Below are 21469 nucleotides of genomic sequence, written 5' to 3'. Positions count from 1 at the left end.
AACACCCAGACCCAACCCCGAAGAAGTGGACAAAGGAACAAGATGATCACCAGAAAACTCAGCCTGGCCGCCGCCGTCGTGACCGCAGCGGCACTAACCCTGACTGCGTGCGGAGCCGGTGAAACCCAGTCGGCAGACCTCACCAAGATCAGCATCATGGCCCCCTTCCTGGAAGCGCAGCCGCCCACACCTGACGGAGCCGTGCAGCAGAAATTGGAGGAGTTCACCGGCAAGGACGTCAACATCACCTGGACGCCGAATGCCTCCTACGAAGACAAAATGAACATCACCCTTGCCTCATCCGAGATTCCGCACGTCCTGGTGGTCCAGAGCAAGTCCCCGGGTTTCGTCAAGAACGCCGAGGCCGGCGCCTTCTGGGACCTCACGGACAAGCTGGACGCATACCCCAATCTCAAGACCACCTTCCCTGAAGTGCAGAACAACGCCAGCGTTAATGGCAAGGTCTACGGCATCTTCCGGGCACGCGGACCGATGCGCGCGGCCGTGATGTTCCGCCAGGACTGGCTGGACAAGCTCGGCCTGAAGGCACCGGAAACCACCGAGGACCTTTACAAGGTGGCCAAGGCCTTCACGGAGCAGGATCCGGACGGCAACGGCCAGTCCGACACATGGGGCATCACCATCCCCAAGTGGGGCGCGCTGGGCTCCAACAGCCCCTACGACATCATCGAAGAATGGTACGGAACGGGCAACCGCTGGACCGAAAAAGACGGCAAGCTGATCCCGAGCTTCGAAACCGATGAATTCCTGGAGGCCAACCGCTTCGTCAAGAAGATGGTGGACGAGAAGCTCATCAACCCCGACTTCGCCACGTTCGACGGCACGAAGTGGAACGAGCCGTTCTTCAACGGCAAGGGCGGCATCATTGTCGACGTCGACTCCCGAGTCAGCGTCCTCATCAACCTCTTTAAGCAGGCTAATCCCAACGACTTCGAAAACAAAGTGGGTTTCGTCGGCAACCTCAAGGGACCGGACGGCGAACTCAACGCACACCCGACGGACGGCTACTCAGGCTTCCTGGCCATTCCCAAGACCAGCGTCCGCACCGAGGCTGAGCTGAAAACGGTGCTGGAGTTCCTGAACACCATGAACGGCAAGGAAGTAGCCACGCTTTTCAACAACGGCATCGAAGGTGTGAACTTCGCCGTCGAGGGTGGCAAGGCAGCCACCATCAAGCCCGAAACTCCCGAGGGCAAGGTAGTCAACACGGACATCAAGAGCTACGCACAGCTGGGCACCAACGTCACCGGCAACAACTTCTATCCCGTCAAGCAGGCCTCCGACTACGAGCAGAAAGTCTTCGACAAGCGCGTTGAGGTCATGGCGAAGGACCTGAAGAGCGCCGTTTACAACCCGGCCGCGGCCTTCGTGTCACCCACCTATGTTGCCAAGGGTGCGCAGTTGGACAACATTGTGGCGGACGCCCGGATCAAGTACCTGGCCGGCCAGATCGATGAGCAAGGCCTGAAGGACGCCATCAAGCTGTGGAAGACCAGCGGCGGGGACAAGGTCCAGGAAGAGATCAACAAGCTCTGGCAGGACAGCAAGTAAATGTCAGCCCCCGTCATTGACACCGAGTCCGCGGAGCGGGTGCAGTCCGCTGCGCCCGCTCCGCGGAAACGCGGCAAGTTTTCGGTCCATTTCGCGTACTACAAATGGCTGTACCTGCTGCTGCTTCCCGGCGTGCTGTATTTCGCGGTGTTCCGCTACGCCCCGATGTACGGGGTGTCCATCGCGTTCAAGGATTACGTTCCGTTCCTGGGGGTGAACGCCAGCCCGTGGGTTGGGTTCATGCATTTCCAGGATTTCTTCGCCAACCCCGACTTCGGCCGGCTGCTGGGCAACACCCTGATCCTGGCGTTCCTGAGCCTGGGCATCGCGTTCCCGCTGACCATTGTGCTGGCGCTGCTGCTGAACGAGGTCCGCCTTTCCATCCTCAAACGCACCGTCCAGACCCTCGTCTACATCCCGCACTTCCTGTCCTGGACCATTGTGGCGTCCTTGAGCTTCCTGCTCTTCGCCCTGGACTTCGGGCCGCTGTTCCTGTTCATCAACAACGTTCTGGGCACGGACATCGACTTCCTCTCCGACCCGGCCTGGTTCCGGCCCCTGATCGTGCTGCAGGACATCTGGAAGAACACCGGCTGGGGGACCATCATCTTCCTCGCCGCCCTGGCCACCGTGGACCAGGACCAGTACGAGGCCGCAATCATCGACGGCGCCGGCCGGTTCCGCAGGGTCTGGCACATCACGCTGCCCGGGATCCGCTCCACCATCATCGTGATGCTGATCCTGGCGATCGGGCAGATGCTCAACACCGGCTTCGAGCAGATCTACCTCATGACGAACGCCCTGAACCGCAGCGTGGCCGAGGTCTTTGACACCTACGTGTACTTCGTGGGCATCACCCAAGGCGCTTACTCCTATTCCACCGCGGTAGGTCTGTTCAAGTCCCTGGTGGGCATCGTGCTGATCTTCGGCACCAACGCCCTGGCCAAGCGATTCAACCAGAACGGACTGTTCTAATGAAGATCCACAACACCACCGGCGGGCGGATCTTCGACGCCGCGAACTACGTCTTCCTGAGCCTGATCGGCATCATCACGCTGCTGCCGTTCGTGTACGTCTTCGCCGGCTCCTTCGCCACCGAAGCCGAAATCACCCGGCGGGCCTTCTTCGTCTGGCCCGAACAGTTCAGCCTGGGCGCCTACGAATACATCTTCTCCACCCCCGCGTTCATCCGCGCCCTGGTCACCACCGTGCTTGTCACCGCCGTCGGAACCGTGGTCCAGCTGATCCTGACCGTCACCATGGCCTACCCGCTGGCCAAACGGAACCTCCGCGGCCGCCAGCTCATCATGTCCCTGGTGGTCTTCGCCATGGTCTTCTCCGGCGGCATGATCCCCACGTTCCTGCTCGTCAAGGACCTCGGCCTGCTCAACTCATACTGGGCGCTGATCCTGCCCGCAGCCATCAACCCGTTCAGCCTGATCATCATCAAGAACTTCTTCCAGGAGCTCCCCGCCGAGCTGGAGGAATCGGCGAAGATGGACGGCGCCACCGAAGTCGGGATTCTCTGGCGGATCCTGCTGCCGCTCTCCAAACCGGTGCTGGCAACGTTCGCCCTGTTCTACGCCGTGGGCATCTGGAACGACTTCATGTCACCGCTGCTCTATCTCTCCGACAACTCCAAGTGGACGCTGCAGATGTACCTGCGCCAGGTCACGGCCTCCTCTGACCTCCTCGGCACCGGGAACGTGGACCCGAACTACATCCCGCCCGAACAGGGCATCAAATTCGCCGTCATCGTGGTGGCCACCCTGCCCATCCTGATTTTCTACCCCTTCCTGCAAAAACACTTCGCCAAGGGCATGCTCATCGGCTCGGTCAAGGGCTGACCGCCCCGGCCGCACCCTGAAGTGTCTGGTATTCAACAGAAAGCAACAGCATGAAAATCCTGCTCGCCGGAGATTCCACGGTGGCAAACTGCCCCACTTACGAGTACCCCATGAGCGGCTGGGGAGCGCACCTGCCGCGGCATGTGTACTCCTGGGCCGCGGTGCACAACTTCGCCAAGGGCGGTGCCAGCACGGAGTCCTTCTGCGAGGAAGGGCTCTGGGGGCTGCTGCTGGAAACCGCGGAGGAGGGCGACCTTGTCCTGATCCAGTTCGGGCACAACGACCAGAAGAAGGTCCACCTTGCGGCCAGGACAGGGTACGCCGCCAACCTGCGCACCATGGTGGCGGAGGTCCGTGACCTGGGGGCTGTGCCGGTGCTCTGCACGTCGGTGGAGCGCCGGCAGTTCCCGGGCGGGCCGGGCGGTCACCCCGACTTGGACGGCGTACTGGAGGACAGCCTGGAGGACTACCCCGACGTGGTCCGGGAGCTCGCGCTTGAGCTGCAGCTGCCCGCCGTCGACCTTAACGCCTGGACGCGTGCGCTGTATGTGGACCTGGGGGTTGCGGAATCGCAGTCCCTGTTCTGCCACTTCGGACCGGGTGAGCACGCGTTCTGGCCGGCGGGGCTGGCGGACAATACGCACTTCTCCCAGCGCGGTGCGTCCCTCGTGGCGGCGGAGGTTGCCGCCCAGCTTGGGCGGCTCGGCTTCGGTTCCAAGCAACGCGGGGTCACATCGGGCCCAATAAAGAGCGAAAATTGGGCCGGAAGTGACCCCGTGTTGGGGTTAAGCACGACGGCGGGACTTCCGTCAGCGGGGCGGGGCTAGGTGGGCGCGCCGCCAGCCAGTACCGGCCTGCTGTACAGCAACCCCCTCGCCGGGCCGGCGGACGTGTCGGGCTGGGTGGCGGAAGGGCCGCTGAGGGCAGCCAGCCACAACGGTGCACTTGAGCTGTCCGGCTCGCTGGACGATGAGGAGTTCGGGGACCACGCGCACTGGACGTTCTGGTGCCCGGAGGAGTTCCCGGACGGCATCCGGATCGGCTGGGAGTTCCTGCCCATCGCGGAGCCGGGCCTGGCCATGCTGTTCTTCGCAGCCGCGGGTCACGGCGGCCGCGACCTGTTCTCCGCCGGCCTGGCACCACGGACGGGTCATTACCCGCAGTATCACTCCGGCGACATCGACGCCCTGCACGTCTCCTATTTCCGGCACAAGTACGGGTCCGAACGGGCCTTCCGTACCTGCAACCTGCGGAAAAGTGCTGGCTTTGAGCTGGTGGCACAGGGCGCGGATCCGCTGCCGCCCACCGAGGATGCGGTGGATTTCTACCGGATGGAAGTGGTGAAAGACGGCCCGCACGTAGCGTTCGCCATCAACGGGCTGACCCTCTTTGACTGGTGGGACCCGACGGGCAAGGTGCTGGGCGGCGGCCGCATCGGCTTCCGCCAGATGGCACCGCTGAAGGCCGCGTACCGGAACCTCAGGGTGCAGAAAATCTAAAGCGGCTCGTCACATTCCCAGTGGCGCTGCCCAGTTGCCGTTCCGGCCGCTGCCGCCTTCCTGGTACTTACCGCAACGTGCGCACCGCCGGTAGCGGCCGCCGTCGTCCGTGGTTTGGATGTGCCAATCGTGGCGCAGATTCATCTTGCACAGCAGGTTTTTGAGCATGACGTTCTCCGATCCGTGACTAAGTGTTCAGTCGGGCCTGATGTTCTGGTTCAGGCTAAAGAAGTTGGTTGGGTCGTATTTGCGCTTGAGTGCTTTGAGCCGGTCGTACTTGGCGGCACCATAGGCCTGCCTGACCCGCTCCTCGCCCTCTTCCATCAGGAAGTTCACGTAGACGCTGGTGTGGTGGGGGGCAAGGGCAGACCAGTAGTCGCGCGCCCATTGCCGCTCGGCATCGAAGCCCTCGGCCGTCTTGCTGTTGCCGTTGATGTTGAACGTGAACCCGGCCTGGCGGCCATTGAAGGCCGTGGCGTCATCATCGATCCGCCCCACCGCGCCGCCCATCTGCCACAGGGCGATGCTGGTGACCGGCGAGGTGATGCGGCTGCCGTGCTCGGCCACAATGTCGATGACGTCGTCGCTGAGGCCCGCCACGTCACAGGACCTGACGTAATAATGCCAGCCGTGCGGAAAGGACGGATCGAACGTCCGCTGATGCTCCAGGAACGGCTTTGGCCGGCAAAAGTCGAGCACCGGTGAACCGAATTCCTTGAGCGGCCGCAGGACCCGTTCGCCCTCCTCGACCTGGCCGGCGTAGCAGGCGGTGACCGCAAGGACGCGCTTGCCCACCAGTTCAGGCGGGACTATTGGCAGGGCCGGTGCCCTGCGCTGCACGGCGATGGTCATAAGCTCGTCCGGGCAGTCTGCGATCCAGTCACGGTAAAACCGCAGCACCTCCGGGGCGTCCTCCATAGGCCAAAAGACCGGCCCCGCCATAACGTACGGACCCACAGAGACAAGCCGGAACTCGAAGTCGGTGACAATGCCGAAGTTCCCGCCGCCACCCCGCACGCCCCAGAAGAGGTCGGCGTTCTCGTTCTCGCTTGCCTTGACCAGCTCGCCGTCGGCGGTGACCAGGTCCACGGACAGCAGCTGGTCAATGGTGAGTCCGTGCTTCCGCATGACCCACCCGATGCCGCCGCCCAGGGTCAGGCCTGCCAGCCCGGTGTGGGTGACGATTCCAGAGGGAACCGCGAGGCCGAACTCCTGCGTCTCGCGATCGAGTTCGCCGAGGAGTACGCCTGCCTGGACACGTGCAGTTTTCGCCTCGGGGTCCACCCGGATGCCCTTCATGGGCCCGAGATCGATGAGCATACCGTCGTCGCACACTGACAGCCCGGGAAAGCTGTGACCGCCTCCCCGCACGGCAACCCGCAGGTTCTGCGAGCGCGCGAACCGGATAGCGGCCCGCACGTCTGCGACACCGGTGCAGCGGGCTATAAGTGCGGGACGGCGGTCAATCGACCCGTTCCACACCTTGCGATGCTCATCGTAACCAGCGTCAGCCGGACGGACGAGGTCACCCCGAAAGGACATTTGTAATTCATCGACGGCAACGCCGTTGATCTCCGTGCTTTGTGCCATGGGACTCACGGACCTCTCGCTCTTCCAGCAGAGTCCCACCGTTGGCACGAACTGGCAAGAGGAAAATGCCGGAGCTTCGGCGCCCCTGCCCCGGGGTGGCCCAGCCGCTAGCTGACAGCCCTCTTTACGAGCTCGACGACTCGTGCTTCGTCCGCGTCAGTGAGCTTGGTCAGCGCGTAGGAGGTGGGCCACATGTTGCCGTCGTCGAGGTTTGCGGGGTCGCTAAATCCGAGCGTCGAGTACCGTGCCTTGAATTTGTCGGCGGGCTGGAAGAAACAAACCACCTTGCCGTCCTTGGCGTAGGCAGGCATTCCGTACCAGGTCTTCGGCGCGAGCTCCGGCGCGTTCTCCTTGATGATGGCATGCAGCCGTTCGGCGATGGCGCGGTCCTGGTTCGACATCTCGGCGATCTTTCCGAGCACGTCGCTTTCGCCATCCGGTTTAGCGGCGCGGGCACCCTTTCCCGATGCGGACTTGAGCTCCTGGGCGCGTTCCTTCATTGCGGCGCGTTCGTCCGCATCGAAGCCGTCGTACGACTTGGTGCTCGTGCCGGTCTTGTTTGTGTCCGTCATTGCGGGTTCCTTCCTTGGCGGTCTCTTGGGGTCCACGCTAGTGTCCGGGCGTCCAGGGGGCTTCTCCAGAACTGCTCGAATCCGGAACTGCTCGAAGCGCGGATCCCTAGCCGGCGGAGGATCCCTTCGCCGGGGCGGTGCTCTGCCGGACCACCAGTTCGGGGGTGAAGATGACGGCCCGGTGCTTTGGAGTATTGGACTCGAGTTCCTCGGCCAACAGTTCGATGGCCGTGCGGCCCAGGGCTTCGGTGGGCTGCCGGATGGAGGAGAGCGGGACCACTGCCGAAACAGCGAAGTCGATGTCGTCGTAGCCGATCAGTGCGATGTCCTCGGGAATCCTCACAGTGTGGGTCATGGTCAGGGACTGCATCACACCCAGGGCCAGCAGATCGTTGGCACAGAAGATGCCGTCCGGCAGGTCCCCGCGCTCCACCAGCATGTTGCCCACGCTCCGGCCGGCCAGCACAGTCTGGCCGTCGGAGTCCAGGACCTCCAGCGTGGCATCCGCTTCCTCCTTCACGGCACGCTGCGCGCCTTGCAGGCGGTCCGCCACCTGGCGGATGGACGTGGGGCCACCCACAAAGGCGAGCCGACGGCGGCCGGTGTCCAGGAGGTGCCGGGCAGCGAGGTAACCGCCGGCGTCGTCGTCCACTGAGACGGAGCTGTACCTGCTCTCATCGGCAAGCCGGTCCACCAGGACGGTGGGCACGCCGCGCTCGCGGAGCAGATCCAGCCGCTCGGTGATGTCCCCGACGGGAGAAATGAGCAGGCCCTGCACGCGTTGTTCCTGGAAGAGGTCGATGTAGTTTGATTCGCGGCTGGCGTTGTGGCCGCTGTCGCCCAGCAGCACGGCGCTGCCCTGGAGGGCGGCAGCATCCTCGGCGGCCCGCACCACTGACGTGAAGAACGGGTTGCCTACATCGAGGACAATCAGCCCGATGGTGCGGCTGTGGCCGGCGCGCAGCTGGCGGGCGGCATCGTTCCGGACGAAGCCCAGCTCGTCGATGGCCCGCAGGACCCGCTCCTTGGTCCGTTGGGAAACCCGGTCCGGGTAGTTCAGGACATTGGAGACCGTGCCCACTGCAACGCTGGCATGGTTTGCGACGTCCTTGATGCTGGCTGAGCGATTCATGATTCTCCGTGCTTATATGCCGCGTGCAGCACTTTCCCGTAGTCCCCGGATTGTGGTCTGGAAATTGCTTGACACCTACTTGACTTCAAGAGTACTTTGAATCGTAACAATGAAACGATTCAAAGCTTGGAAAGTTCAGGAGAGTTGCAGATGAGGGTGTGTTTCCGCTCGTCGGTCCAGCCAGGGCTGATCGACGAATACCGGCGCCGGCATGCTGCGGTGTGGCCGGAGATGCTCCATGCGCTGAAAGACGCGGGCTGGAACAACTACTCGCTGTTCCTGGGCGAGGACGGGCTCCTGGTGGGCTACGTCGAATGCGAGGATTTCGACGCCGTCCGGGCGCGGATGGCCCTGACCGAGGTCAACACCCGCTGGCAGGCGGAAATGGCCACGCTTTTTGACAACCCGGACAACCCGGACCAGGCGCCCGACGAAGGGTTCCAGGTCCTTGAGGAAGTCTTCAACCTTGACCACCAGCTGGCGGCGGCGGAGTCCACCAGCAGCTGACGCGCTGGCCCTTTGGGCAGGCCGTAAAACCACATCACCAAAGACCACACCACTAAAGACCGGGAAGAATCAACATGAATGACGTAGCAACGGCGCTGGGCAGGCTCGGGGAGCTTGCCATCGAGGTCCCTTCGTGGGCTTATGGAAATTCAGGCACTCGCTTTAAGGTGTTCGGCACGCCGGGTACCCCGCGGACGGTGCAGGAGAAGATCGCGGATGCGGCCAAGGTGCACGAGCTGACCGGCCTTGCCCCCACGGTGGCCCTGCACATTCCCTGGGACAAGGTGGACGACTACGCCGCGCTCAAGGAGTACGCGGCCGGTCTCGGCGTGGGCCTGGGCACCATCAACTCCAACACGTTCCAGGATGACGAGTACAAGTTCGGTTCCCTGACGTCCTCGAGCGAGTCAGTGCGGCGCCGGGCCATCGCCCATCACCTGGAGTGCATCGAGATCATGCACGCCACGGACTCTCAGGACCTGAAGATCTGGCTCGCGGACGGCACCAACTACCCGGGCCAGGACGATATGCGCGGGCGCCAGGACCGGTTGGCCGAGTCGCTGCAGGAGATCTACGCGGGCCTGGGTGAGAACCAGCGCCTCGTTCTGGAGTACAAGTTCTTCGAGCCGGCTTTTTACCACACCGATGTTCCGGACTGGGGTACCTCCTACGCGCAGACCCTGGCTTTGGGGGAGAATGCGTTGGTCTGCCTGGATACCGGTCACCACGCCCCGGGCACCAACATCGAGTTCATCGTGATGCAGCTGCTGCGTCTGGGCAAGTTGGGCTCGTTTGACTTCAACTCCCGTTTCTACGCCGACGATGACCTGATCGTGGGGGCAGCGGATCCGTTCCAGCTGTTCCGGATCATGTACGAGGTGATCCGCGGCGGCGGCTTCGGCACGTCCGCAGGAGAGAATTCACACGTGGCCCTCATGCTGGACCAGTGCCACAACCTCGAAGAGAAGATCCCGGGCCAGATCCGCTCGGTCCTGAACGTTCAGGAAATGACGGCCCGCGCCCTGCTCGTGGACACCGCCGCCCTGGGCGAGGCCCAGCGCTCCGGCGACGTCCTGGCCGCCAACGGCGTGTTCAACGACGCTTTTTACACTGACGTCCGGCCCATCCTGGCCGACTGGCGTGAAGCCCGCGGTCTGCCCGCGGACCCGATGGCCGCATTCAAGGCCAGCGGCTACCAGAAACAGATCAACGAGGACCGCGTCGGCGGCCAGCAAGCCGGATGGGGCGCATAAGAGCATGAGCAACAAGACTGTTGAAGACCTGATCAACCGTTCCAACCGCCTCGGTGCGGACAAGCGGAACACCAACTTCGCCGGCGGCAACACCTCGGCCAAGGGCACCGAAAAGGACCCGGTCACCGGCGAGGACGTCCAGCTTTTGTGGGTCAAGGGCTCCGGCGGGGACCTGGGCACGCTGACGGCCGGGAACCTCGCGGTGCTGCGCCTGGACCGGCTGAACGCTTTGAAGAACGTGTACCCGGGTGTTGAGCGTGAAGACGAAATGGTTGCTGCTTTTGATTACTGCCTGCACGGCAAGGGCGGCGCGGCGCCGTCGATCGATACCGCCATGCATGGCCTGGTGGACGCCGCACATGTGGACCACCTGCACCCGGATTCCGGGATCGCGATTGCCACCGCGGTGGACGGCGAGGCCCTGACCTCCAAGATCTTCGGCGACAAGGTCCTTTGGGTTCCTTGGCGCCGTCCCGGTTTCCAGCTGGGCCTGGACATCGCCGCTATCAAGGACGCCAACCCGCAGGCCATCGGCACCATCCTGGGCGGCCACGGAATCACCGCCTGGGGCGCCACGTCCGAAGAAGCAGAACAGAACTCGCTCTGGATCATCGAACAGGCCGAGAAGTACATCGAGGACAATGGCACGGCCGAACCGTTCGGGCCCATGCTGGCCGGCTACGGTGCGCTGCCGGAGGCAGCAAGGCGAGCCAAAGCCGCCGCACTCGCCCCGGTGATCCGCGGCCTGGCCTCCACTGACAAGCCGCAGCTGGGGCACTTCAGTGATGACGCCGTCGTCCTGGACTTCCTGGCAGCTGCCGAGCACCCCCGTCTGGGCGCGCTGGGCACGTCCTGCCCCGACCATTTCCTGCGCACGAAGGTCAAGCCGCTGATCCTGGACCTGCCCGCCGATGCCTCCATCGAGGACTCGGTGGCCCGGTTGAAGGAACTCCACACCGCCTACCGCGAGGACTACCAGGCCTACTACGACCGCCACGCGGTTTCGGCAAGCTCAACCACCGAGGCGTCGCCGGCGCTGCGCGGCGCGGACCCGGCCATCGTGCTGGTCCCGGGCGTGGGCATGTTCTCGTTCGGCGCGAACAAGCAGACCGCCCGCGTTGCCGGCGAGTTCTACCTCAACGCCATTAACGTGATGCGCGGCGCAGAGGCGATCTCCACCTACGCCCCGATCGAGGAGTCCGAGAAATTCCGGATCGAATACTGGTCCCTCGAGGAAGCCAAACTGGCCCGCCTGCCCAAGCCGAAGTCCCACGCCTCCCGCATCGCGTTGGTGACGGGCGCGGCGTCGGGCATCGGCAAGGCGATCGCCACCCGGTTGGCGTCCGACGGCGCGTGCGTAGTTATTGCCGACCTGGACCTGGAGAACGCCCAGGCCGTCGCCGCGGAACTCGGCGGCGCGGACGTCGCCATCGGCGTCCAGGCCGACGTCACCGACGAAGCCCAGGTCATCGCGGCGATCCAGAATGCGGTGCTGGCGTTCGGCGGGCTGGACCTGGTGGTCAACAACGCGGGCCTGTCCATCTCCAAACCGCTGCTGGAAACCACCGAAAAGGACTGGGACATCCAGCACAACGTGATGGCCAAGGGCTCCTTCCTGGTGTCTAAGGCCGCGGCGAAGGTCATGATTGACCAGGACATGGGCGGGGACATCATCTACATCTCCTCGAAGAACTCCGTGTTCGCGGGCCCGAACAACATCGCCTACTCCGCCTCGAAGGCCGATCAGGCCCACCAGGTCCGGCTCCTCGCGGCCGAGCTGGGCGAACACGGCATCCGGGTCAACGGCATCAACCCCGACGGCGTGGTCCGCGGCTCAGGCATCTTCGCCGGCGGCTGGGGCGCCAAGCGCGCCGCGGTCTACGGCGTGGACGAGCAGGAACTGGGCAAGTATTACGCCCAGCGGACCCTGCTCAAACGCGAAGTCCTGCCCGAGCATGTGGCCAACGCCGCCGCCGTCCTCACCAGCAACGAACTGTCCCACACCACCGGACTCCACATCCCCGTGGACGCCGGGGTGGCAGCAGCCTTCCTCCGATGAGCCATCCGGCAGCACAGCCTGGCCTTCCAGGACAGGACACCGCTCCGGCCACGGCCGGGGCGGTGTCCGCCGCTGATCCCCGCGGCGTTTTCGCCGCCGTCGACATCGGCGCCTCGTCCGGCCGGGTCATCCTGGGCCGGATCAGGGACGGTGAGAGCGTGAAGCTGGAAACGGTGCACCGGTTCCCCAACGGTGTGGTGGAGCTCGACGGCGGCCTCCGCTGGGATTTCGATGCCCTGTTCGCCGAGGTCCTCGCGGGCCTGGGCGCCGCCGCCACCGTGGCGGCGCTGCAGGACGAAACCATCACGAGCATCGGGATCGACACCTGGGCGGTGGACTACGGCCTGGTCAACGCCGCGGGCGAACTCGTCGCCCAGCCGTACAGCTACCGCGATGACCGTAGCCGTGCCGCCGTCGCGCCCGTGCACCAGAAACTGGACCCTGCCCGGCTCTACGCCACCACCGGGCTGCAGTTCCTGCAGTTCAACACCCTCTACCAGCTCGCCACGGAACGGGACCTGAAGGGTCTGCAGGCGCTGCTCATCCCGGACCTGATCGCGTTCTTCCTGACGGGACAGCGCCGCACGGAATCCACCAACGCCTCCACCACGGGTCTGTTCGACGCCGTCGCGGGGGAGTGGGCCACCGGATTCCTTACCGCCCTGGGCCTGCCCAAAGACCTGTTCCCGCCGCTGAGCGAACCCGGCGAAACCGTGGGCACCCTGCTGCCGGAGATTGCAGCCCGGGTGGGACTGCCGGCAGGCACCAAGGTGGTGGCCGTCGGCTCGCACGACACCGCCTCCGCCGTCGCAGCCGTCCCGGCCCAGGAGGAAGACTTCGCCTACATATCCTCCGGCACGTGGTCGCTGGTGGGGCTGGAACTGAACCACCCGGTCCTGACCGAAGCCAGCCGGGAAGCGAACTTCACCAACGAACGCGGCGTGGACGGCACCATCCGCTACCTGCGCAACATGGGCGGGCTCTGGCTCCTGAGCGAATGCCAGCGGACCTGGGCCGCCGAAGGCTACAGCCCGGAACTCACTGATCTGCTCGACGCCGCCGCGGCACTGCCCCCGGGCGGCCCGCAGATCAATCCGGACGATTCCGCCTTCATCGCCCCGGACAACATGCCCCACCGCATCCGCGCCACGCTCCGCCACACCGGGGACCTCCTGCCGGACGACCCCGCAGCCATCACACGTTGCATCATGGACAGCCTCGCCTCAGGCTACGCTCGGGCCATCGCGGAGGCCGAACGCCTGGCAGACCGCACCGTGGACGTGGTGCATGTGGTGGGCGGCGGCTCCCAGAACAGGCTCCTCTGCCAACTCACGGCAGACACCACCGGTAAAAAAGTAGTGGCCGGACCAGTGGAAGCGACCGCCGTAGGGAATGTCCTGGTCCAGGCCAGGGCGGCCGGGCGTGTCAGCGGAGGGCTCACGGAACTGCGCCGCCTGGTGGTGCCATCGAACGAGCTGCAGACGTTTACTCCGCAGCTCTCGCGGCTCTAACCACCGCGACCCCAGCGCGAACGTACAGTTGAGGCCCCAGCCGCTAGACGCAAGGGGCCCCAAGTGTCCGTTCGCGCTTGAAGGGTGGGGCCCAAGTGTCCTTTCGTGTCGGGAGGGGTCCCGCAAGTGGATGGTGTGACGTAGGATCTCCGATAGCAACCCGACGAGACAGGACCGGACAGCAGCATGCCCCTCTTCGACCTTCCCCTTGAACAGCTCCGCGGCTACACCTCGAGGGTCACACCACCCGCTGACTTGCAGGAGTTCTGGGACGCCACCCTCGACGAGGCCCGGAGGTTCCCGCTCAACGCAACGTTCGAGCCGGTGGAGAACCACCTGTCCGTCATCGACACCTTCGACGTCACGTTCGCAGGCTACGGCGGCTCACCAATCAAGGGCTGGCTGCACGTCCCGGCGAACCGGCATACAGGGACCCCGCTGCCCGTCGTTGTGCAGTACATCGGCTACTCGGGCGGCCGCGGACTTGTGAACCAGGACACCAAATGGGCCCAGGCAGGCTATGCGCACTTCATCATGGACACCCGCGGGCAGGGCTACGGCGGGATCCTCGGCGAGACAGCGGATCCGCACCCGTCGGCGGGCGAGGTGGCCTACGCGGGGCTCATGACCAGGGGAGCAGGCAGCCGCGAGGACTACTACTACCGCCGGGTGTACGTGGACGCGTTCCGTGCGGTGGAAGCGGCGCAGTCCCACCCCGAGGTGGACGCGTCGCGCGTGGTCCTGGCCGGAGTCAGCCAGGGCGGCGGCATTGTGGTGGCGGTTGCCGGGCTGGTAGCGGGAAGGCTCGACGGCGTCATCGCCGCGCTGCCCGACGTCCCCTTCCTGCAGGACTTCCCCAGGTCCATCGACATCGCGGCCCGCGGCCCGTACCCGGAAATCGCGGCTTTCCTGGGCAGGCACCGGGACAGGTATGAGCCGATGCTCGCGGTCCTGAACTATTTCGACGGCGTCAACCTGGCCCGGACGGCAACCGCGCCTGCCCTGTACTCGGTGGCGCAGATGGACGATGTCTGCCCGCCGTCCACGGTGTTCGCCAGCTTCAATGCGTACGGCGTTGACTCCGCGGCACAATCCGCGGCACCAAAGGACATCGAGGTCTACAGGTTCAACAACCACGAGGGCGGCCAGGAGCACCACTGGATCAGGCAGTTGCAGTACCTCCGCAAGCTCCTGGCCTGACTCTCAAGTGACCAAGTAGGTTGCGCCATCTGTCGTTTTGGACGCTCAAAACGACAGATAGCGCTACTCAGTTGGGGCAGTGGGTGGCTAGCTGGACCCGGATTTCCATGTGTGACGGCCGAGATTTTGCGGCCGTAACAGCGCCCGGTTATGGTTTGCCTATGACAAACCGTTGGTATGCGTATTTTTCGTTGGCTCTGGAGGAGCCCGCGTCTAACTGACACGCATCCATCTTCCTTCAGAGCCAACAGGGCAGAGATCATTCTCTGCCCTTCGCCATTTCTCCGGCGGGTTCTGATCTGGGCCCGCTTTCCTATCTGGAACAGGACCCGAACATGAGCACCGCGACAGCCACTCCCTCAAAATCCACGTCCAATCTGCGCGTCAGCGAATTCACGCCGCTGCCCACGCCTCAGGAGCTCATTGCCGAGCTGCCCATGGACGCCCGGGTGACGGACGTCGTCGAGCGTGGCCGCGACGAAGTCCGGGCCATCATGGACGGCGTGGACGACAGGCTGCTGGTCATCGTGGGCCCCTGCTCCATCCACGATCCCAAGGCCGGGCTCGAATACGCCCGCCGGCTGGTCAGCCAAGCAGAAAAGCACCGTGACGACCTCCTGATCGTGATGCGCACGTACTTCGAAAAGCCCCGCACAACGGTGGGCTGGAAGGGCCTGATCAACGATCCGCGCCTGGACGGCAGCCACGACATGGTCACGGGGCTCCGGACTGCCAGGGAGTTCCTGCAGCAGGTCACCGCTTTGGGGCTGCCTACCGCCACCGAATTCCTGGAACCCATCAGCCCCCAGTACATGGCCGACCTGATCTCCTGGGGAGCCATCGGTGCCCGCACCACCGAAAGCCAGATCCACCGCCAACTTGCCTCCGGGCTCTCCATGCCCATCGGATTCAAGAACGGGACCGACGGCGACCTCCAGGTCGCGCTCGACGCATGTGGCGCCGCCGCTGCCGCCCAGGCCTTCCTGGGGATCGACGGCGACGGCCGGGCCGCGTTGGTGGCAACCGCGGGCAACCCGGACACCCACGTCATCCTCCGCGGTGGACGCAAGGGGCCCAACTACTCAGTGGCCGACGTCGAAAGCGCCTCTGCCAAGCTCGCCGGCAAGGGGCTCAACCCCCGTCTGATCGTGGACGCCAGCCATGCCAACAGTGGCAAGAGCCACCACCGGCAGGCGGAGGTGGCACTGGAAATCGGCGCCCAGCTGGAAGACGGCGGTGAGGCGGCCCAGGCCATCGCAGGCGTCATGCTGGAAAGCTTCCTGGTGGGCGGTGCCCAGAACCTGGATGTCACCGAGCATGCGGCGGGCCGGGCGGAACTGGTCTACGGCCAGAGTGTCACGGACGCGTGCATGGATTGGGACGTATCCGTTTCCGTCCTCGACCAGCTCGCGGCGTCCGCCCGGAAGCGCCGGACGGCTTAATGATTGCCCGGATTACTTTCACTACAGCCCCATGAACCTCTAGAGTATCTAACACATGGTTGGTGGATGGCTCAGCATCGGCACACCGAAAATGAAACACAGCTGGGGTTACTGTCGTCATCCATCAGCAAAGGAATAGGGAAATGTCCGCAGCACAGAACTTCTCGAACGCGAAGTTCCTGACCGTCGCCGAAGTGGCCGAGGTCATGCGCGTCTCCAAGATGACCGTCTATCGGTTGGTCCACTCAGGCGAAATGCCTGCGGTGCGGTTCGGCCGGTCATACCGGGTGCCAGAGAACGCCGTCGAGCAGTACCTCAAGGGTGCTGTGGTGGATGGGCACACCGAAACCGCCTGAGCATTACCTGCGGTCAGTGGGCATCGCCAAGAAGCGGTACCCTGTTAAGGAACGTTTTACGTCATTGTAAGAATCTGTCAGTTGTTTCAGTTCTGTAGCTCTGTCCACGGACCTTTTCCATCAGACAGGTACTGCATCTAGTTTGTGAGGAACTTTCGTGGGTTCAGTTATTAAGAAGCGTCGCAAGCGTATGGCCAAGAAGAAGCACCGCAAGTTGCTTCGTAAGACCCGTCACCAGCGCCGCAATAAGAAGTAGAGATACTTCGACAAGCGTGAAAATGCCCGTTGCCTTCCAGGCGGCGGGCATTTTTTTGTCTGCGTGGTGTCGCCACAGACGGCGACATTTGCGGCGGCAGACTATGCCCGGGGGCCGCGCATCCGGGAGTATCCGCGCCAGAGCCCGTACACGGCGCCGCCGGCCGTTGCGGCCTTCAGCCCAAGGGTGGCGGCACGGCGGCCGGAACGGAAATCGTAGACCGGCCAGTTGTTGTCCCGGGCGTGGCGGCGGAGCCGGGCATCGGGGTTGATGGCTACCGGGTGCCCCACCAGGGTCAGCAGCGGGATGTCGTTGTATGAGTCGCTGTAGGCCCAGCAGCGCTTGAGGTCCAGGCCTTCGGTGTCGGCCAGTTCCCGGACAGCCACAGCCTTGGCCGCGCCGTGCAGGATGTCACCCACCAGACGGCCGGTGTACATGCCGTCGGCAACCTCGCCAACCGTGCCCAAGGCTCCGGTCAGGCCCAGCCTGGTGGAAATGACCGCGGCGACCTCAATGGGGGTTCCGGTGACCAGCCATACCCGCCGGCCCACGCGAAGGTGCTGCTGCGCCAGTGCCTTGGCCCCGGGCCAGATCCTGGACGCGATCATTTCGTCGTAGACCTCTTCGCCCAAGGCCTTGACGTCTTCCACGGTGATGCCGGCCGCGAGCGTGAGGGCGGAATCTCGGACGGCGTGGACGTCGTCCATGTTCTCGCCGCGGGCCACAAATTTAAACTGCTTCCACGCGAAACCCGCAGCCTGTGTCAGGGTAAAGGCGCCGCGCTGGTGCATCTTGCGGGCAACATGGAAAAGGCTGGCGCCCTTCATGAGGGTGTTATCGACGTCGAAAAAGGCGGCTTCGCCGGTCTGCATCAACGCATCCGGCTGGGTCACCACAGCGACGTACTTCTCCTCGGGCATGTCCACGAGTCTAGTCAATAGTCGGTGACCGGGAGTTCAGTACCCGGGCCCGCTCCCCGCGCCGCCGCTGGCCCTGCCCACTGCTCCTGCCCTCTGCCCCGTTCTCTGCCCTTAGGGGCGTTACGGTTAATACATGGCAAAACCCGAGGTAGTGCTCATCACCAAAGCAGACTGTCACCTGTGCGCAGCCGCGCGCGACGCCGTCGGGCGCGTTACTGCCTTGCTGGGACTTGGGTGGACTGAACAGTTGGTGGATGAGCTGCCGGAACTGCGGGAGCGGTATGCGGAGGAAATCCCCGTTGTCCTGGTGGATGGAATCCAACGCGATTTCTGGAAGATCGACGAAGCCCGGCTGGAGCGCGTCCTTCAACGCGCCATGGCCCAATAGGACAGCGGCCTCGCAGAATGACACAGGCTTTGTTGGCACCGGCGGCGGGGCTCTAGAGTGGACTCACGACGCGATGGGATGGAGGGGATAGTGACATCACTGGATTCATCTCCCCAGGCTGTCCAAGGTTCAGAGAATGTCCAGGGAACACCGCCTGGCCATGGTACCCAGCCTTCCCACGGCACAGAGGCCGCCAAGCAGATACCGCCCGCGGCAGTGGCACGGCTGACCATCTACCTGCGCGCCCTTAACACGCTGCTGTCAGACGGCGTCGAACGCGTCTCATCGGAATCCCTGGCGGAAGCGTCGGGCGTGAGCTCGTCAACCCTGCGCAAGGACCTTTCCTATGTGGGTTCCTACGGCACGCGTGGCGTGGGCTACGAAGTGCAGTACCTCAGCCGCCATATCTCCGCAGCGCTGGGGCTGACCCATGACTGGAAGGTCGCCATTGTTGGCGCGGGTAACCTGGGCAAGGCCCTGGCCCGCTATGGCGGCTTCGAGTCCCGCGGTTTTGACGTGGTGGCAATTTTCGACGCGGACCAGATGGTGGTGGGTAATGAGGTCGGCTGGCTGCGCGTCAGCGACGCCGCGGACATGGAGGCAGTGCTGCAGCGGACGGGCGCCAACATGGTGGTCCTGGCACTTCCGGCCACCGTGGCGCAGGCCGTGTGCGATCGCGTGGTGGCTGCCGGCGTCCACAGCATCCTGAGTTTCGCCCCCGTTATGCTCCAGGTCCCCGAGGGCGTCAACCTCCGCAAGGTGGACATGGCCACCGAACTGCAGATCCTCGCCTATCACGCACAACGGGCGCAGACCCCGGGCCAGACCGCCTAAGTTCGTTGGCGGCTGGTGGGGTCCACGCCCGTCAGGGTGTGGATTCGAGCTAGGTGGTGCTACTGGCCGTAGGGGTTGCCAGGCGTGGTGCCCGGGGCCCCGTACGGGCTGCCGAATACCTGCTGTTTGCGGAAATAGGGTGCTGCCGCCGGCAGGTAGAGCAGCACGATGGCCGCGATCCCCGCCAGCGTTCCCAGCGTTCCGATGCTCGGCGGTCCGAAAAGGCCGAAAATGGACAGTGCCGCGAAAACAGTGCCGAGGATACGGGCCCAGTTCTTGCCCTTGCGGACGAAGAGTGCAACGAGTGCGTACAGCCCCGCACCGATGATCGCGAAGACTACGAGCGATCCGGCAATGACGCCCTTGAAGTCGTCGAACGCGAATTCGGCACCAGTGGCGCCGCTGCTACGCATGGCGTCGTCGAACGCATCCCGGATCTGAGGATCGTCAAGCATGCCGATGCCCATCAGCAGGCTGATGACATACACAACACCCGCACCGATCAGCAGCCAGAACGAGATGTTGACAAGCTGGGGAATCCCGTTGGATCCCGCGGCCTGCGGCTGTTCGGACGGGTACTGCGCGTACGGAGACTGTCCGTGCGGCTGCTGGCCATAGGGCGGTGGCGTGGGCTGGCCGAACTGCGGCGGGCTATTCTGCCCAAACTGCGGTGCCGGGGGAGTCTGCTGGCCATACTGCGGGGCGTTCTCCCCGTACTGAGGCGCCGGAGGCGTGGGCTGGCCATACTGCGGGGCGTTCTGCCCATACTGAGGTGCCGGTGGCGTGGGCTGCCCGAACTGCGGGCTGTTCTCGCCGTATCGGGGCGCTGGCGGCTGGTTGCCGGGCTCGGGCTCGTTCGGGACGGGAGGCGGGACAGGCGTGCTCATGAGCGGTCCTTTGCAGGTCGGATGTCAGTTCGGCTGCTGGGTGCAGTCCAACTGGCCTGCCCCCAGTACGGCTTAGTTCCCACGGTACCCCCGGCGCGTGCCGCGGGGGATCATTCCAGAGAGGTATTCCGGCGGCACGCAGCGCGAGACTATGCGCGTCCCTTGACGGAGTTGAACCAGGCCTGCGAGTTCGGCAGCCACATCAGGACAGTTGCCGCGGCGGAGATGAGGAAGCCGAGCCAGTTGTTGCCGATCCCGCTGCCGCCGCCCACACTGCCGCCGATCACGGCGAGCACCAGCGAAACGCCGGCGACGATGGTGAGGGCCAGGCGGGCCCACTCCTTGCCTTCCTTCATTTTCAGGACCAGGACAATCTGTGCCGCGCCCAGGGCGAGTGCCACCAGGACGAGAAGGAGGACCACCGCAGCCAATCCAGGTGCGACGGTGAACAGTGCCAGCGAGCCCAGCACCCCGAACAGGCCGCCGAGGACTCCCAGCATGCCGCCGATGAGCCAGATCCAGTAGGAAACCTTGAGCTCGGTGGGAAGCCCGGTCACGCTGAACATGCCGGAGAAACCGCCCTTGGGCATAACGTCATTGAAGTTGTGGGGGCCGTCGGTGGGCATCGCAAATTGGAAGCCGCCCGGCTGGCCCGGCTGCGGGTAGGCCTGGCCCGGCTGCGGGTAGGCCTGGCTCGGCTGCGGGTAACCCTGCGGCTGCTGGCCGCTCGGGGGTGCGTAGCCAGCGGGAGGAACGTTGCCGGCCGGAGGAGTGGTTCCGGCCAGCGGCTCTCCGACAGGCGGCTGTGGACTGGGCTGCTCAGCGCCGGGCTGCTGGGGCTGCTGGGGCTGGGGTACTTCACTGTTGCTCATGGGTCTCACTGTAGACCGCCCGTCCGCCTGTATCTAGTAGACAAAACAAAGCACCCCGGCCGCCAGATTCAGGGGAATGGCGGCCGGGGTGCTTCAGGAAGAAAAACTATGCTGCGGGTGCGATGAACGCGAGCTCCAGGTTGATGGCAACCTTGTCGCTGACCAGCACGCCGCCGGCTTCCAGTACGGCATTCCAGGTCAGGCCGAAGTCCTTGCGGCTGATGGTGGTTTCAGCGGAGACGCCGGCGCGGGTCAGGCCGAACGGGTCCACGGCCACGCCGTTGAACTCGGTCTCGAGGGCAACGGGGCGGGTGACGCCCTTGATGGTGAGGTCCCCGGTCAGCTCGTAGCTGTTGCCCTTGGCCACCAGGCCGTTGGAGACGAAGGAGATTTCCGGGAAGGTCTCGACGTCGAAGAAGTCCTCGCCGCGCACGTGGCCGTCGCGGTTGACATCGCCGGAGTCGAAGCTGGCGGTCTGGATGGTGGCGCTGATCTTGGAATCGGCCACGTTGTCGGCGAGGTCCAGGGTTGCCGCGGCATCCTTGAACTGGCCGCGGACCTTGCTGATGCCGGCGTGCCGAACGGTGAAGGCGATCTCGCTGTGCGAGTTGTCGAGGGTCCAGGTGCCGGTGGTGACGTCTGCGGGAAGAGCCATGGTGTTTCTCCTTGAGTTTGTCGGGTGGTACTTCCGGATAGCTTGACGCTTCATTTATTGAATCCTCAACTATCCGCTGCATCCAGTATAAACATGCATTTGCATGTTTTGTTCCCG

General features: G+C 64.4%; 23 protein-coding genes. 15 read left to right on the top strand and 8 right to left on the bottom strand.

Translation table 11 applies throughout. The annotated features are described in order from the left end of the window. Positions 1–42 precede the first annotated feature (42 nt). From ACZY0Q_RS09020 to ACZY0Q_RS09000, 5 genes are read left to right on the top strand one after another with little or no spacing between them, the layout of a single operon-like run. Positions 43–1572 (top strand): extracellular solute-binding protein, encoded by a 1530-nt coding sequence (locus ACZY0Q_RS09020; RefSeq protein WP_463915976.1) that lies wholly within the window; start codon positions 43–45, stop codon positions 1570–1572. Further along, positions 1573–2547, top strand: coding sequence for an ABC transporter permease (locus tag ACZY0Q_RS09015; protein ID WP_463915975.1), 975 nt, complete (start codon positions 1573–1575; stop codon positions 2545–2547). It abuts the gene before it with no gap. Continuing rightward, the gene (locus ACZY0Q_RS09010; RefSeq protein WP_463915974.1) at positions 2547–3419 is read left to right on the top strand and encodes a carbohydrate ABC transporter permease; all 873 of its coding nucleotides are present in this window, start codon (positions 2547–2549) and stop codon (positions 3417–3419) included. Before ACZY0Q_RS09015 ends, ACZY0Q_RS09010 begins: the two co-directional genes overlap by 1 nt. A gap of 50 nt (positions 3420–3469) precedes the next feature. Continuing rightward, on the top strand, positions 3470–4246 hold the full coding sequence (locus ACZY0Q_RS09005) for a rhamnogalacturonan acetylesterase (RefSeq protein WP_463915973.1): 777 nt from the start codon (positions 3470–3472) through the stop codon (positions 4244–4246). Then, complete coding sequence (locus ACZY0Q_RS09000; protein WP_463915972.1) at positions 4247–4918, top strand: DUF1961 family protein; 672 nt, start codon at positions 4247–4249, stop codon at positions 4916–4918. It abuts the gene before it with no gap. Between the two features lie 9 nt (positions 4919–4927). On the opposite strand, the gene ACZY0Q_RS08995 is transcribed toward ACZY0Q_RS09000, so the two are convergent. From ACZY0Q_RS08995 to ACZY0Q_RS08980, 4 genes are all read right to left on the bottom strand, one after another. After that, positions 4928–5086 (bottom strand): hypothetical protein, encoded by a 159-nt coding sequence (locus tag ACZY0Q_RS08995; RefSeq protein WP_463915970.1) that lies wholly within the window; start codon positions 5084–5086, stop codon positions 4928–4930. Positions 5087–5113: 27 nt separating this feature from the next. Further along, positions 5114–6508: an FAD-binding oxidoreductase gene (locus tag ACZY0Q_RS08990; RefSeq protein ID WP_463915968.1), complete on the bottom strand. Its 1395-nt coding sequence runs from the start codon at positions 6506–6508 to the stop codon at positions 5114–5116. Positions 6509–6615: 107 nt separating this feature from the next. Beyond that, positions 6616–7080: an iron chaperone gene (locus ACZY0Q_RS08985; protein WP_463915967.1), complete on the bottom strand. Its 465-nt coding sequence runs from the start codon at positions 7078–7080 to the stop codon at positions 6616–6618. Positions 7081–7186: 106 nt separating this feature from the next. Then, positions 7187–8212, bottom strand: coding sequence for a LacI family DNA-binding transcriptional regulator (locus tag ACZY0Q_RS08980; protein WP_463915965.1), 1026 nt, complete (start codon positions 8210–8212; stop codon positions 7187–7189). Between the two features lie 150 nt (positions 8213–8362). Between ACZY0Q_RS08980 and ACZY0Q_RS08975 the strand changes: the two genes are divergently transcribed. The 8 genes from ACZY0Q_RS08975 (at position 8363) to ACZY0Q_RS08940 (ending at position 16796) form a co-directional block, all read left to right on the top strand. After that, complete coding sequence (locus ACZY0Q_RS08975) at positions 8363–8719, top strand: L-rhamnose mutarotase (RefSeq protein ID WP_463915964.1); 357 nt, start codon at positions 8363–8365, stop codon at positions 8717–8719. A 74-nt stretch (positions 8720–8793) separates the two neighbouring features. Then, positions 8794–9972, top strand: coding sequence for an L-rhamnose isomerase (rhaI, locus tag ACZY0Q_RS08970; protein ID WP_463915962.1), 1179 nt, complete (start codon positions 8794–8796; stop codon positions 9970–9972). A gap of 4 nt (positions 9973–9976) precedes the next feature. Then, entirely contained in the window at positions 9977–12031 is a 2055-nt protein-coding gene (locus tag ACZY0Q_RS08965) for a bifunctional aldolase/short-chain dehydrogenase (protein ID WP_463915960.1), read from the top strand. Continuing rightward, entirely contained in the window at positions 12028–13542 is a 1515-nt protein-coding gene (locus ACZY0Q_RS08960; RefSeq protein ID WP_463915959.1) for a rhamnulokinase, read from the top strand. The genes ACZY0Q_RS08965 and ACZY0Q_RS08960 overlap by 4 nt, the downstream gene beginning before the upstream one ends. A 186-nt stretch (positions 13543–13728) precedes the next feature. Beyond that, positions 13729–14742, top strand: coding sequence for an acetylxylan esterase (locus ACZY0Q_RS08955; RefSeq protein ID WP_463915958.1), 1014 nt, complete (start codon positions 13729–13731; stop codon positions 14740–14742). Positions 14743–15077: 335 nt separating this feature from the next. Next, a complete protein-coding gene (locus ACZY0Q_RS08950) occupies positions 15078–16184 on the top strand; it encodes a 3-deoxy-7-phosphoheptulonate synthase (RefSeq protein ID WP_463915956.1) in 1107 nt (368 codons plus the stop codon). A 143-nt stretch (positions 16185–16327) separates the two neighbouring features. Then, entirely contained in the window at positions 16328–16540 is a 213-nt protein-coding gene (locus ACZY0Q_RS08945) for a helix-turn-helix domain-containing protein (RefSeq protein WP_463915955.1), read from the top strand. Between the two features lie 157 nt (positions 16541–16697). Then, complete coding sequence (locus ACZY0Q_RS08940; protein ID WP_003792170.1) at positions 16698–16796, top strand: 30S ribosomal protein bS22; 99 nt, start codon at positions 16698–16700, stop codon at positions 16794–16796. 101 nt (positions 16797–16897) lie between these two features. Here ACZY0Q_RS08940 and ACZY0Q_RS08935 read toward each other — a convergent pair whose 3' ends face one another. Continuing rightward, positions 16898–17716 carry an HAD family hydrolase gene (locus ACZY0Q_RS08935; RefSeq protein ID WP_463915953.1) on the bottom strand — a complete coding sequence of 273 codons (819 nt, stop codon included), beginning with the start codon at positions 17714–17716 and terminating at the stop codon, positions 16898–16900. A 133-nt stretch (positions 17717–17849) separates the two neighbouring features. Between ACZY0Q_RS08935 and ACZY0Q_RS08930 the strand changes: the two genes are divergently transcribed. Together ACZY0Q_RS08930 and ACZY0Q_RS08925 are read left to right on the top strand one after the other, a co-directional pair. Next, entirely contained in the window at positions 17850–18104 is a 255-nt protein-coding gene (locus ACZY0Q_RS08930; protein WP_463862351.1) for a glutaredoxin family protein, read from the top strand. Positions 18105–18194: 90 nt separating this feature from the next. Further along, positions 18195–18938 carry a redox-sensing transcriptional repressor Rex gene (locus ACZY0Q_RS08925; protein ID WP_463915951.1) on the top strand — a complete coding sequence of 248 codons (744 nt, stop codon included), beginning with the start codon at positions 18195–18197 and terminating at the stop codon, positions 18936–18938. Positions 18939–18997: 59 nt separating this feature from the next. Here the strand turns inward: ACZY0Q_RS08925 and ACZY0Q_RS08920 are convergent, their stop codons facing one another. From ACZY0Q_RS08920 to ACZY0Q_RS08910, 3 genes are all read right to left on the bottom strand, one after another. Further along, positions 18998–19825, bottom strand: coding sequence for a hypothetical protein (locus ACZY0Q_RS08920; RefSeq protein ID WP_463915950.1), 828 nt, complete (start codon positions 19823–19825; stop codon positions 18998–19000). Positions 19826–19974: 149 nt separating this feature from the next. Further along, entirely contained in the window at positions 19975–20697 is a 723-nt protein-coding gene (locus tag ACZY0Q_RS08915) for a hypothetical protein (RefSeq protein ID WP_463915949.1), read from the bottom strand. A 106-nt stretch (positions 20698–20803) separates the two neighbouring features. After that, positions 20804–21352 (bottom strand): YceI family protein, encoded by a 549-nt coding sequence (locus ACZY0Q_RS08910; protein ID WP_463915948.1) that lies wholly within the window; start codon positions 21350–21352, stop codon positions 20804–20806. Between the last annotated feature and the right edge of the window lie 117 nt (positions 21353–21469).

It is taken from the genome of Pseudarthrobacter lactosi (genome assembly GCF_055412785.1).
Note: the sequence above shows the minus strand (reverse complement) of the source record. Positions and strands in the feature narration are given on the sequence as shown.